The following is a 13,190-nucleotide window of genomic DNA, read 5'->3' on the forward strand; positions in this document are numbered from 1 at the left end:
CCTACAGATTTTTCTTATATTATTTCAGAGGATAGAGTGACAAAGAGCAAAAGTAAAACCAGTAAACTCGCAAAAAATACTCTTAAATGCTTAAGCTGTTTATTGGTTTTCACCACTCGGTGCAGTACCCCCCCTAAATAGAGCCATAGCGTATCGACAATAATCGCAACCAAAAATAGAATCACTGCCGCGACAAAACCCGCCTGAGCCTTAGAATCTAAAGGGATATTGGTGTTGGCAAAAATGGCAATACATGCTGCGTACGCTTTAGGGTTCAATAGATTAAGAATAAAGCCATCTTTAAACCCTAAAGGTTGGTTGCTTAGCTCTGTTAGTCCGCTGTCATTAGTCGCTATTTTATAAGCTACATAAAACAAATATACGAGTGCGCCTATCTGTAAAACTTTGGTCAGCTGAGGGAAGCTTAGTAGCAAGGCTCCGAGTCCCGTTGCCGAAGCGACTATCGCCACCAAAAGCCCAGTTAGAATTCCAAATAAAAAAGGCTGACCTGCTCGTACGCCAGCACTTGCGCCAACCGCAGCAAGTGCGAGTGGTGCGGGCCCCGGTGAGCCAAGCAAAAAAAATGTTGTGAGTGCCAAAGACAGTAATGCTTCATGCATAATACATCTCCAAAAGATCCTTTAGGAATTGCAAAAATTGATTAGAAAATGATAGGAATAGAAAATTTATGGGGACACACAATCTTGCCCCCAAAACAAGGGTTGTTTAGGCTAATTACACAATATCAGGAATGCGCACGCTACCTTCCATTAGAACACGTGCACTGCGGCTCATAATCGCCTTTTTCGCAAGCCAGCGTTCGCCTTGTAATTGCGCTTCAGCGCCAACTTTCAAAGTACCTGAAGGGTGGCCAAAGGTGATTTGTGTTCTGTTACCGCCGCCAGCAGCTTGGTTTACCAAGGTGCCCGGAATCGCACCTGCAGTCGCAATTGCCACCGCCGCTGTTCCCATCATTGCATGGTGTAACTTACCCATTGAAAGCGCACGTACACATAAGTCGATGTCTTGCTCATTGATGGCTTTCCCACTGGATGCCAAGTATTGCTGAGGCCCGCTCACAAACGCAATTTTTGGGGTATGTTGTCGTACTTTCGCTTCTTCCAGAGTGGAGATCAGCCCCATTTTTAACGCCCCATGAGCACGTATAGTTTCCATGCGCGCCAGAAGCTCTGCGTCACCATTAATGGCTTCTTGTAATTCAGTACCTTCAAAGCCAAGGTCTTGTGCTCTAAAAAATAAGGTTGGGATCCCTGCGTTGATCATGGTGACATCAAAGTGCCCAATATCAGGCACTTCTAGTGTGTCGACAAGATTGCCACTCGGAAACATGTCCGCATTTGCATCTGCTGGGTCTAAAAATTCCACAACCACTTCAGCAGCAGGAAAAGTCACACCGTCTAGTTCAAAGTCACCTGTTTCTTGTACTTCACCATTGGTAATAGGGATATGCGCAACGATCGTTTTACCGATATTTGCTTGCCAGATGCGGACTACGGCAATGCCATTTTGAGGGATCCGTTCGTCTGAAACTAACCCATTGCTGATGGCGAACGCCCCAACCGCAGCGGTTAGATTGCCACAATTGCCACTCCAGTCGATAAAAGGTTTATCGATTGCGACTTGGCCAAACAAATAATCGACATCGTGATCAGGCTTCGAACTTTTCGATAAAATAACCGTTTTGCTAGTACTAGACGTCGCACCGCCCATACCGTCTGTTTGCTTAGCATAAGGATCAGGACTGCCGATCACTCTCAATAGTATCTGATCTCTAATTTCTCCAGGCTCTTGGGCAGCTTGCGGTAAGTCATCCAGCTTGAAGAAGACCCCTTTTGAGGTACCTCCGCGCATATATGTCGCGGGTATTTTGATTTGTGGTTTAAAGCTCATTGTGTTTCCTAACGAAAAGCCCAAGCATTGCTTGGGCTTTAATTGATGACAGTGTTACGCGTTTGCTTCTAAGAAGTCTTTCGCGAATCGTTGCAATACGCCACCGGCTTCATAAATTGACACTTCCTCAGCCGTGTCTAATCTACATGTTACTGGCACTTCAACAACCTCACCGTTTTGTCGGTTTATCACAAGCGTTAGCGTGGTACCCGGCGTACGCGCACCTTTTACATCGTACGTTTCTGTACCATCTAAGCCTAAGGTGAGACGAGTCGTTCCTGCTTTGAATTCAAGCGGCAAAACACCCATACCAATTAAGTTGGTTCTATGTATACGCTCAAAGCCTTCAGCGACGATAACCTCAACACCTGCAAGGCGCACACCTTTTGCAGCCCAATCCCTTGATGAGCCTTGGCCATAATCTGCACCTGCAACAATTATCAGCGGCTGTTTACGCTCCATGTAGGTTTCAATCGCTTCCCACATGCGGGTCACTTTCCCCTCTGGCTCAACACGTGCAAGTGAGCCCTGCTGCACTTCACCATTGTCTTTGACCATTTCATTAAGTAGTTTAGGGTTCGCAAATGTTGCCCGTTGTGCTGTTAAATGATCACCTCGGTGAGTTGCGTAAGAGTTGAAATCCTCTTCCGGCAATCCCATTTTCGCCAAGTACTCACCCGCTGCGCTACTTGCTAAGATGGCATTAGATGGAGACAAATGGTCCGTTGTAATGTTATCGCCTAGAATTGCCAGCGGGCGCATCCCCTTCATGGTGCGTTCTCCAGCAAGTGCGCCTTCCCAGTATGGCGGGCGACGGATGTAAGTACTCATTTCTCGCCAGTTATAAAGCGGATCATTGTCCTCACCATAGTCAACACTCAAGTCAAACATTGGATCATACACTTCTCTGAACTGCTCAGGCTTTACACTTTGCGCAATAACGGCATCTATTTCTTCATCGCTTGGCCACACGTCTTTAAGGGTAACGGGGCTGCCGTTTTGATCATGACCCAAGACATCTTTTTCGATATCAAAACGCACAGAGCCAGCAATGGCATAAGCCACAACCAAAGGAGGTGACGCCAAAAATGCTTGCTTCGCATATGGGTGAATTCGTCCGTCGAAGTTTCGGTTGCCAGATAAAACCGCCGTTGCATATAAGTCCCTGTCGATGACTTCTTGTTGAATTTTAGGATCGAGTGCGCCACTCATGCCGTTACAAGTAGTACATGCAAACGCTACGATACCAAAACCAAGCGCCTCTAATTCAGGGAGTAGCTGTGCTTCAGTCATATAAGAACGAACCGCTTTTGAGCCAGGTGCAAATGAGGTTTTGACCCAAGGTTTACGTTTTAAACCCAGCTTGTTTGCATTACGAGCCAGCAAACCAGCCGCAACGACGTTGCGCGGATTACTGGTATTTGTACAACTGGTAATGGCAGCGATAATCACTGCCCCATCGGGCATTTTATCCTCTGTCTTTTCATAGTCAGCAACAATACCCTGCTTTACTAGGTCTTGTGTTGCAACCCTGCGGTGCGGGTTCGAAGGCCCAGCCAGATTTCGACCTACACTCGATAGATCAAACTTCAACACGCGCTCATACTTCGCCTGTGTCATGGAATCAGACCATAAGCCTGTTAGCTTGGCATACTGTTCTACAAGCTTGACTTGCTCATCATCACGGCCTGTCAACTTTAAATAATCAATCGTCTTTTGATCGATATAGAACATTGCAGCTGTGGCACCATACTCAGGCGTCATATTTGAAATTGTTGCACGGTCGCCCAGGGTCAAGTCATCAGCACCTTCACCGAAAAACTCTAAATAGCTCGAAACCACTTTTTCGTTTCGTAAAAACTCGGTGATCGCCAATACGATATCTGTTGCGGTGATCCCCGGTTGGCGTTTACCTACTAGCTCAACACCCACGATATCTGGCAAACGCATGTATGACGCACGTCCTAGCATGACGCTTTCAGCTTCTAAACCACCGACTCCAATCGCTATGACACCTAACGCATCAACATGCGGCGTATGACTATCTGTGCCAACGAGGGTGTCTGGGAACGCCACACCGTCACGCGCTTGAATAACAGGTGACATTTTCTCTAGATTAATTTGGTGCAAAATGCCATTTCCAGGCGGAATTACATCGACATTTTTAAATGCAGTTTTGGTCCAATTGATAAAGTGAAAGCGATCATCGTTGCGGCGGTCTTCAATAGCGCGATTTTTCTCAAACGCATTTTCTTCATAACCCGCATGCTCTACCGCTAAACTGTGGTCCACAATCAACTGAGTAGGAACAACAGGGTTGACCTTCGCCGGATCTCCACCTTTTTCAGCAATCGCATCACGTAAACCGGCTAAATCAACCAATGCAGTTTGGCCAAGAATATCATGGCACACAACGCGTGCTGGGAACCATGGGAAATCCAAATCACGACGGCGTTCAATAATTTGTGTTAAATAATCATTTAGCTTTTCAGGTTCGGCTCTTCGAACCAAGTTTTCAGCCAGTACTTTTGATGTATAAGGTAGTCCTTCATAAGCGCCGGGTTTTATTGCTTCAATGGCTTCACGCGTGTCGTAGTAGCATAAAGTTGAATCAGGTAATCGTTTTCGAAATTGGGTGTTCATAACTGCTTATTCCAACTGAGATGTGACGGTATTTCCGCTTGAAGTGCAAGAACACTTCAAGCGTGTAAAGGTCCAACATGTGGACCTAGCCTGCTTATCTTTCAGAAATAGCAGGTACTGGGCGTAATTCTTCACCTGTATATTCGGCTGAAGGGCGAATGATACGGTTATCTGCACGTTGCTCCATAACATGTGCAGCCCACCCCGTCAGTCGCGACATCACAAAGATTGGCGTAAATAATTTAGTTGGAATACCCATAAAGTTATAAGCAGAAGCATGGAAGAAATCCGCGTTACAGAACAGCTTTTTCTCACGCCACATGACTTCTTCACAACGTACTGAAACAGGATAAAGTACTGTATCACCAACATCAGCTGCCAGCTTTTCTGACCATAACTTGATGATCTCGTTACGCGGATCGGATTCAGAGTAAATAGCATGACCAAAGCCCATAATTTTTTCTTTGCGCTCTAACATGCCCATCATTTCTTGTTCAGCATGGTCAGCAGACTCAAATCGTTCAATCATTTCCATTGCAGCTTCGTTTGCGCCGCCATGTAACGGACCGCGTAGAGAGCCAATTGCACCCGTAACACAAGAGTGCATATCAGACAGTGTTGAAGCACACACACGCGCAGTGAATGTTGAAGCATTAAACTCGTGTTCTGCATATAAAATAAGTGAAACATGCATAACGCGCTCGTGAAGTTCTGAAGGCTTCTCGCCGCGTAACAAATGTAAGAAGTGTGCACCAATTGAGTCGTCATCGGTCTCAACATCGATACGTACGCCATCATGGCTGTATCGATACCAATAGCAAATGATACTCGGAAAACATGCCAACATACGGTCAGTTACTTTACCTTGTTCGTCAAAGCTCGCTTCGCCTTCAAGGTTACCTAGCATTGAGCAGCCAGTACGTAGCACATCCATTGGATGAGCATCAGCAGGAATACGTTCTAGCACATCTTTTAGTGCTAAAGGTAAGCCTCTCATCGATTTAAGAAGTGATTTGTAATCATCAAGCTCTGTTTGATTTGGCAAGTTACCCTTTAGAATCAAGTACGCAACTTCTTCAAACTGGCACTTCTCCGCCAAATCTTTTACATCATATCCACGATAGGTTAAACCTGAGCCTGACTTCCCTACAGTTGAAAGTGCGGTTTTCCCTGCAACTTGACCACGTAAGCCAGCGCCACTTAGTACTTTAGCCATGATATTCTCCTGAAATTTTTACCTGCTGAATTTATAAATTTTAGTACGGGACAAGCAAAATAAGGCTCGTCCTCTATTATTTGTTTCTATGCTTACTTATTTTTGCCTTCTGCAAATAACGCATCGAGCTTTTGTTCGTAGTCGTGATAACCAAGATAATCGTATAAATCCATACGCGTCTGCATTGTGTCGACAACCGCTTTTTGATCACCATCATTAAGCAATGTTCTGTATACTAGCTCAGCCGCTTTGTTCATCGCTCTAAACGCACTGAGTGGATAAAGCACCATACCCACACCCCATTCGGCTAACTCTTGTTTGTTCCAAAGCTCTGTTTTACCAAACTCGGTCATGTTTGCTAAAATAGGCACATCTAGCGCCTCAGAGAATGCACGGTAGTGTTCTTCTGTTTGAACAGCTTCGGCGAAAATACCATCAGCACCAGCTTCAACGTATGCTTTTGCACGCTCAATGGCAGCCTCTAAGCCTTCTTGAGCGAAAGCGTCTGTACGAGCCATGATGAAAAAGTCTTTATCAGTACGCGCATCTACTGCGGCTTTGATGCGGTCTACCATTTCTGCCGTCGAAACGATTTCTTTATTCGGTCTATGGCCACAGCGTTTTTGCGCAACTTGATCTTCAAGATGAACGGCTGCTGCACCCGCTTTTTCCATATCGCGGATCGTCTTTGCAATATTAAACGCGCCACCCCAACCCGTATCAATATCAACCATCAAAGGTAAGTCACAAGCCGACGTAATACGTTGAACATCTGCAATCACATCATTTAAAGAGGTCATGCCAAGGTCGGGTAAGCCATAAGAAGCATTAGCGACACCACCACCTGAAAGATAAATAGCTTGATGTCCGATTTGCTTAGCCATCATCGCACTGTACGCATTGATGGTGCCTACAATCTGCAATGGTTGATTTGCTTTTAATGCGTCGCGAAATTTTTTTCCTGCACTCATGATGATGATATCTCCTGTGATGATCTTTTACATTTTGGATAATTTGACGGCAATATTATTTTTTGAATATTGAATGTGGCGTCTCATTAGAATTTCAGCCAATTCACCATCTCGATTTGCGATGGCCTTAACGATATGTTTATGCTCGTCATATGCGGTTGTAACACGAGGGCCAGTCATACCTAGTTGCACTCGGTACATTCTCGCTAAGTGGTATATACCATTACTTAACATAGTGATTAGTTGTTGATTTTGACTGCCAACAATAATGCGGTAGTGAAAATCTAGATCGCCAGCTTCTTGATAATATGACTGCCCTTGCTTTACTAGTTCAAATTGATCGTCGAGGAGGTTAGAAAGCTTCTCTATTTCTGTTTCTGGCATATTTTGTGCCGCTAAGCGCGCAGCCATCCCCTCTAATGCCTCTCTGATCTGATAAAGTTCAAGCAGTCCCTCAGCGGTCAAAGTAACGACTCGCGCACCGACATTTGCTTTTCGCTCCACAATATTACACGCTTCCAAGCGATTAATTGCTTCACGAACAACAGCACGACTCACTTCGTATTTTGTCGACAATTCAACTTCACTAAGCTTCACTCCAGCAGGAATTTCGCCCTCAACAATTTCTTCTCTTAAACGAAAAAACGTTTTATCTGAGGATGTTACAGCCTGCTCTTGGAAAAAGCTCATTATCAACCTATGTGTATGTAATCTGTTAATGCCAACAATATAGATACACTTTACGTTAACGTCAACCTAATGATTGGCAAATTGTCGACAATTTCATTATACAGAGTATTCATACGATTTATTTTTATATGACTGCTTACATACAACAGTCTGTATCGAACCCATTATAGGTTCACATTCATGTCTATTTGATTGCATATACCTATTCTGAATCGGCAATATCAATAAAGTAGTAAAGCGTGGGCGGGTATGTAAGGTAAAAGTTGAGGGGATAAATTCTGGGCATTAAAAAAGCAAGCTAAGCTTGCTTTTTTAGGTGTTTAAACTGTGACAGTTACAGCTTAACGATTTCTTCAGCCTGAGGACCTTTTTGGCCTGTAGTAAGTTTAAACTCTACACGCTCGCCTTCAGCTAATGTACGGAAACCGTCGCCTTTGATTGCACTGAAGTGTGCAAATACGTCTGGGCCATTTTCCTGAGCGATAAAACCGAAGCCTTTTGACTCGTTAAACCACTTTACTGTACCTGTTAAAGTATTAGACATAATAATAAATCCTGATAAAAAATATAAATGCCAATCCTTAAAAGCAAACTCTAAACTGCTTAAAGAGAATCTATTTTTACAAAACTGGCAAACCTATGCCCTTGTGGGCGCATAGACCTAAATTTTGCCGGTGATAAAACTTCAGGACGGTACTACTACAAGCTAACACTTATACAACATCGTAATGGAGATTTATAAACACTGACCGAAATTCTGTCTATGTTCATCTTATAGGGATGCCCCTCTAAGTCAACTAATTTTTAAACATATTTATGAATGCTTAATGACATATTCTCATAAGCAATGTGAACAATTAAATACAGTTCTATAACACCACTAAAAATGCGGGGTGCGACGGGATTGACGCAACTCAATCTTTATTGATTTTTATGCACAAAAATATCAAAAAAAAGCACTTTTTTAAAAGCAGAAATGTATAATCAATCAGCTGAAAGTTACTTGGGAATAACATAGTTGAATATTGTTATAATCGGATTAATTTTGATGTTCAGTATTGCATCTTACGCAACAGAAAATGTAGCACCACCTGCAAAGCTGACTATTTCTTATATCGATCATCCAAGCGTTTTACATCAAGCGCTCCCTCTCGTTGCGCAAGCTTACCAAGCAGAACGTATTAACGTCGACTTTGTTGCTATCCCATCTCATCGCTTAATCAATGAAATTCAGGCACAACATATTGACGGCGATGTCATACTCGCTAAAGAGATATTTTCACCATATAAAGAGCTAATTTCAGTTGGACCACCACTCACAAAAGTTCAATTTGTATTACTGTGTGTAGAGGGAGTACCTTGCAATCAGCAAGTGTTACAGACCTCTCCAAAAACAATTTTAGCAACTGACGAATCAATGCGGGTAATCCTCAACAAGTTCCCAACGTCGAGAAGGAATAGATATTACCAACTTAATCAGCTCGGCAGATTGCCTCACCTGCTACAAGAAAAGCGCTTTGAGTACGCGATATATGTGATGTCCTCTTCATGGCCAATTCCACAGGCCTTAGAACACCTCAATAGACATACATTGTTTGAAACACCGGCTTATCACGTTATTCACAAGAGACATGCCGCGATAGCGGATAAAATTGCCCCTCGCCTCACGGCTATTTTGGCCAAACAAAGGAAGTAATAATAGACAAGTCAGTCAGTACGCAATAAGTGCTCCATTTCATCCAATGCAAGTGGTGTGGTAAAAAAATGCCCTTGTAATTGATTACAGCCATGTGCCGCCAGAGTCGTCGCTTGAAGTTCACTTTCTACACCTTCAGCAATACAATTCACACCCAAGCTCTTTGCGATATTAATCATCACTAGGGCTAAATCATCCTGTTGCTCCGTACCATAAATTTCACTCACAAAGCTCGGGTCGATTTTAATTGAATCAAAATGAAGCTCTTTCAATAACGCAGGGTTTGTCTGCCCTAACCCAAAATCGTCGATAGACAATTTAAACCCAAATTTACTCAATAGGACCAACCTTTCAGACAACTCATCTGCATTTTCAAGAAGCGGACGCTCTGCAATTTCAAGTTCAAACTGGCAAGGGCTTAATTGGTGCTTTTCCAATAAATCGATTATTTGCTCTGGAAATGAGCCATCTAGCAAATGCCGTACAGAAAGGTTCATGCATAGCTGCAAATTCGGTTTGCGGGTAACCAAATCAGCAAAAGCAACTATAGCCTGTTCAAATACTTGCATACTAAGTTGAATACCAATTCCCGCTTCTTCAGCTGTTTCAATAAATTGTTCTGCTGCAACAATATCATTCCCATGTTGCCACCTTGCTAGCACCTCTAGTTTTTCTATTTCATGAGTTTTTGCGTTAACAATGGGTTGGAAGTAAGGTAAAAACTCACTGCGAGCTAAAGCGTTGACGAGCTCTTTTTCACGTTCAAGGCAGTATTCCGCTTCTTTATCTAGCATGGTACAGTAAAATTGGTAGTTTGAATGGCCAACCTTTTTCGCCCTATACATGGCGCTGTCAGCGCATTTCATGAGTGTGTCGGCGTTGTCCCCATCATTGGGGTACAATGCAATACCAGCGCTAAATGAGATATTGACTGAAGCTGTTTTCACATCATATTCGCCGCTGGCTGCTGCAAAGATCTTATCAATCACGTGCCGCACATTGCGTCTATCTTCCATTGCATCAATAAGCAACACAAACTCATCACCACCGATGCGAGAAACCGTATCACATGCTCGGATAGTAGACGTCAGTTTTTTTGCCACCTGCTTGAGTAACTCGTCTCCAAAATCATGTCCATAGGTATCATTGATTAACTTAAATTTATTCAAGTCTAAAAAAATTACAGCAAATTGATGCTTATGCCGTTTTGCTCGCTTACAGGCTTGGATCAACCTGTCTTGCAACAACAACCTATTAGGTAACCCTGAAAGTGCATCATGGTGTGCAAGATGTGCCATTTTTTTTCTGAGTAATCTAGACTCAGTGACATCTTGAAAAACTAACACGGCTCCTGCGATATGCTCTGAACTTAAAAAAACTGGTGAACAAGAAATCTCAATAGCAAACTCTAACCCCAAATGATTGCGAAAACAGGCCAGCTGAGTCAGTGACACTGTCTGCATTTGCGTCATGGCAGATTGCATTGGGTCATCGATAGGCTCTTTACTTTCCTCATGGATCAGAGGCATCACTTCATGAAATGGTTTTCCAACAACTTCTCTTTCTAGTAAAGCGAGTACCGCTTCTGCAACAGGGTTCATAAAAGAGATATTGCCATCAATGTCCGTACATATTACGCCGTCTCCAACAGAACTGAGTGTTATTGCGAGCAGTTCATGCTGTTTTTGGGTTTGCGTTCGCTCGTAGTTATCTATTAATTGGCCAAGGAAAACACCGTTAAGGTGGGTATGATTCAAGCTCACAATAAAGTGTTCCAAACCGCCACGATGTGCGCTTAGATGAAGTTCCAGTTGCTCAAACTCCTCTCCCGCGTCTTGCCACTTTTGGAACTTCTCAAAGCTTGATTCATCGACCAGCCCCTTCAAACTCGCTTCGATTAATTCGGCCTCTGGCATTTTTAAGCGGGCGCACATACCCTGGCTAACCGCATAAAAAGTGCCATTTTCACACACTAGAAATTGTGCGCTTAGAGTTTCTTTAAAAACCTCGTAATACAACTCACCATGCTCTCCAAACCCTATTTCTTGTTGTTTTTTCCGCGCAAGAAAGATCACACCACCGCCAGTCACTATCGCCATGACGAAACCAACTATGCCTAAAGAAAAATAGTTAAACAGTTCAATCAATGCTTCGTTGCCATAGATCCCAGCTTCTGCAAATAACAAGTTTTCAATAAGCTGGCTAATCTGAATACCAAAGGATAAACCAACCAACAGGAAGAAAAAGCTAAACAGTAGCTTTTGGGTCACTCGATTCATTTATGTGTCCACAGTAAACGGGATTTAAAAAGTAATTCTTTTGTCAAATTTAATATTAGACAAAGTCACATAAATTGGATAGCCAAGACAAAACAAAGAGATTGTTTATATTTCTGGAATTAAATGGTTTTTTGGCCTACATCTAATAGGGGTGTAATCTTTGGAAAGCAACTATGATGAGCTTAAGCGATGATTCTAAAGTGGTGGAGAATTTTGTGCGCGTAGCGCAGATAATTGCCAATTTAGAAGCGATTTTGAGCCAAGCGAAAAACCTTTCATTAACAGCGAAAAATGCACGAGTGGTCGCTTTGCGCGCAGGAGATGCTGCACTTGGATTTAAGCCCATCACCAATTTTATCGATGAGTTTTCAGAGCAAACCATTTCTTCAACGACCAAAATTTCCAATCTATCTAACCAGCTTTTTAAAGTTGCGTTAGAGTTGGTGAGATGTAGCCAGTATTACGAGCAGGTTTGCAAGCTAAGAAAGGAAGTACGCTCCAACCAAGTAGAAAATATGTACGTAAAGGCTGTTAAATCACAGCGGCTCGCTGCAAATCATTTGTCTCAAGCCTTAAGTGAACTGGAAAATCATTTTGAAGATATTCAAAAACAAATGCAAAGTGCGGAGTACATCGCGGTCACAAGCCGTGTTGAAGCCACCAATGCAGGCGAGTTTAGCGACAGCTTGCAATCTGTTTCTGATTTTATCGCCAGTGCGGCTAAAACAATTAAAACAGCTGTAGTTTATAACTTGAGTGAAATTCATACATTGCGAGGACTATTAAGGTGAAACTAACAGAACTGCATAAAACAAAAACTCACAGCTGGTTAATACTTGAGCGCAATGACGATATGCTCAAGACACTTGGTTCGGTCAATCAGTATTTCATTCATACTCAATATGAGTCTATGATCATGGATCCCGGTGGAATTGAGCTCTTTTCTCCCATGCTCGCTGCCATCTTACAGCAAACAGAACTTGATAAGCTCACAACTGTTTTTGCTTCCCATCAAGACCCGGATATTATATCAACGCTGGGGCTTTGGGACAAAGCAGTACCCAATGCAACTTTGTATGCTCCCGCTCTGTGGGACAGGTTCATAGACCACTTTGATTTGGATAATCTTAATTACGAAGGCATAAATGATGATGGCGGCGAAATCCAACTCGGTGGCGTTAGGCTGAGATTATTGCCAGCTCATTACCTGCATTCTGCAGGAAACTTTCACCTCTACGACCCATCCGCCAAGATTCTGATGTCTGCAAATGTAGGGTCAGCAATAAAATCCGAAACCAGCAATCAATTTGTCGAAGATTTTGCTCAACACATCAAGCATATTGAACAATTTCACAGACGATGGATGCCCTCAAATAAGGCCAAGGAAAATTGGATAGCAAGAGTAAAAGAACTAGACATAGATATTTTGGCGCCCAATCACGGTAAGCTCTACAAAGGAGATCAAGTGCATGAGTTTTTAGAGTGGTTCGCAAAATTGGATGTTGGCAGTGCGGTACGTTGAAGCATTGAAGTCCTAACGAACAGGGCTGAAAAGCGACGTTATCAATGCTTCTGGGGATATTATCGTTCTTGTTTATTTACTTTAATGCAGACTATGTTCTTGATGGAAGTCATGCGGGTCTGCTCAAACCTCATCCACATATTCTTAGAACATGACGTCACCCCCTGTATAGAAAGGCGCTATTCATAAATCCTGTGCTATTTAACTAATTCCCATCCATCATTGCTTGATGACATGGTAAAGTAATCGCAAAACCCTATAA

Annotated in this window: 11 protein-coding genes; 3 read left to right on the plus strand and 8 right to left on the minus strand. The window is 43.0% G+C overall.

Annotation, left to right across the window (positions count from 1 at the left end; all coding sequences use genetic code 11):
- Positions 1-14 precede the first annotated feature (14 nt).
- From A7985_RS11955 to A7985_RS11985, 7 genes are all read right to left on the minus strand, one after another.
- The gene (locus A7985_RS11955; protein WP_065790695.1) at positions 15-620 is read right to left on the minus strand and encodes a LysE family translocator; all 606 of its coding nucleotides are present in this window, start codon (positions 618-620) and stop codon (positions 15-17) included.
- A gap of 115 nt (positions 621-735) precedes the next feature.
- Positions 736-1,911 carry a 2-methylaconitate cis-trans isomerase PrpF gene (gene prpF, locus A7985_RS11960; RefSeq protein ID WP_065790696.1) on the minus strand — a complete coding sequence of 392 codons (1,176 nt, stop codon included), beginning with the start codon at positions 1,909-1,911 and terminating at the stop codon, positions 736-738.
- A 54-nt stretch (positions 1,912-1,965) separates the two neighbouring features.
- Positions 1,966-4,554, minus strand: coding sequence for a Fe/S-dependent 2-methylisocitrate dehydratase AcnD (gene acnD / locus A7985_RS11965; RefSeq protein WP_065790697.1), 2,589 nt, complete (start codon positions 4,552-4,554; stop codon positions 1,966-1,968).
- A gap of 94 nt (positions 4,555-4,648) precedes the next feature.
- Positions 4,649-5,770 carry a bifunctional 2-methylcitrate synthase/citrate synthase gene (gene prpC, locus A7985_RS11970; protein WP_065790698.1) on the minus strand — a complete coding sequence of 374 codons (1,122 nt, stop codon included), beginning with the start codon at positions 5,768-5,770 and terminating at the stop codon, positions 4,649-4,651.
- Positions 5,771-5,862: 92 nt separating this feature from the next.
- A complete protein-coding gene (prpB, locus tag A7985_RS11975; protein WP_065790699.1) occupies positions 5,863-6,741 on the minus strand; it encodes a methylisocitrate lyase in 879 nt (292 codons plus the stop codon).
- A 27-nt stretch (positions 6,742-6,768) separates the two neighbouring features.
- Entirely contained in the window at positions 6,769-7,431 is a 663-nt protein-coding gene (locus A7985_RS11980; RefSeq protein WP_065790700.1) for a GntR family transcriptional regulator, read from the minus strand.
- 334 nt (positions 7,432-7,765) lie between these two features.
- On the minus strand, positions 7,766-7,975 hold the full coding sequence (locus A7985_RS11985; protein ID WP_023398377.1) for a cold-shock protein: 210 nt from the start codon (positions 7,973-7,975) through the stop codon (positions 7,766-7,768).
- A gap of 474 nt (positions 7,976-8,449) precedes the next feature.
- Here A7985_RS11985 and A7985_RS11990 point away from each other — a divergent pair, with 474 nt between their 5' ends.
- Positions 8,450-9,127, plus strand: coding sequence for a hypothetical protein (locus tag A7985_RS11990; RefSeq protein ID WP_256096748.1), 678 nt, complete (start codon positions 8,450-8,452; stop codon positions 9,125-9,127).
- A gap of 11 nt (positions 9,128-9,138) precedes the next feature.
- On the opposite strand, the gene A7985_RS11995 is transcribed toward A7985_RS11990, so the two are convergent.
- Positions 9,139-11,406 (minus strand): putative bifunctional diguanylate cyclase/phosphodiesterase, encoded by a 2,268-nt coding sequence (locus tag A7985_RS11995; protein ID WP_065790701.1) that lies wholly within the window; start codon positions 11,404-11,406, stop codon positions 9,139-9,141.
- A gap of 173 nt (positions 11,407-11,579) precedes the next feature.
- On the opposite strand from A7985_RS11995, the gene A7985_RS12000 reads away from it, so the two are divergent.
- Complete coding sequence (locus A7985_RS12000) at positions 11,580-12,197, plus strand: chemotaxis protein (RefSeq protein WP_065790702.1); 618 nt, start codon at positions 11,580-11,582, stop codon at positions 12,195-12,197.
- Positions 12,194-12,928, plus strand: coding sequence for an MBL fold metallo-hydrolase (locus A7985_RS12005; RefSeq protein WP_065790703.1), 735 nt, complete (start codon positions 12,194-12,196; stop codon positions 12,926-12,928). Before A7985_RS12000 ends, A7985_RS12005 begins: the two co-directional genes overlap by 4 nt.
- Positions 12,929-13,190: the final 262 nt, after the last annotated feature.

Origin of the sequence: Pseudoalteromonas luteoviolacea (assembly GCF_001696455.1) — a bacterium.
GTDB lineage: Bacteria > Pseudomonadota > Gammaproteobacteria > Enterobacterales > Alteromonadaceae > Pseudoalteromonas > Pseudoalteromonas luteoviolacea_C.

Excerpts from the sequence above, each read along its gene's own strand:
- A7985_RS11955 (WP_065790695.1), bottom strand. The coding sequence starts at position 620 with ATGCATGAAGCATTACTGTCTTTGGCACTCACAACATTTTTTTTGCTT.
- prpF (WP_065790696.1), bottom strand. The coding sequence starts at position 1,911 with ATGAGCTTTAAACCACAAATCAAAATACCCGCGACATATATGCGCGGA.
- acnD (WP_065790697.1), bottom strand. The coding sequence starts at position 4,554 with ATGAACACCCAATTTCGAAAACGATTACCTGATTCAACTTTATGCTAC.
- prpC (WP_065790698.1), bottom strand. The coding sequence starts at position 5,770 with ATGGCTAAAGTACTAAGTGGCGCTGGCTTACGTGGTCAAGTTGCAGGG.
- prpB (WP_065790699.1), bottom strand. The coding sequence starts at position 6,741 with ATGAGTGCAGGAAAAAAATTTCGCGACGCATTAAAAGCAAATCAACCA.
- A7985_RS11980 (WP_065790700.1), bottom strand. The coding sequence starts at position 7,431 with ATGAGCTTTTTCCAAGAGCAGGCTGTAACATCCTCAGATAAAACGTTT.
- A7985_RS11985 (WP_023398377.1), bottom strand. The coding sequence starts at position 7,975 with ATGTCTAATACTTTAACAGGTACAGTAAAGTGGTTTAACGAGTCAAAA.
- A7985_RS11995 (WP_065790701.1), bottom strand. The coding sequence starts at position 11,406 with ATGAATCGAGTGACCCAAAAGCTACTGTTTAGCTTTTTCTTCCTGTTG.
- A7985_RS12000 (WP_065790702.1), top strand. The coding sequence starts at position 11,580 with ATGATGAGCTTAAGCGATGATTCTAAAGTGGTGGAGAATTTTGTGCGC.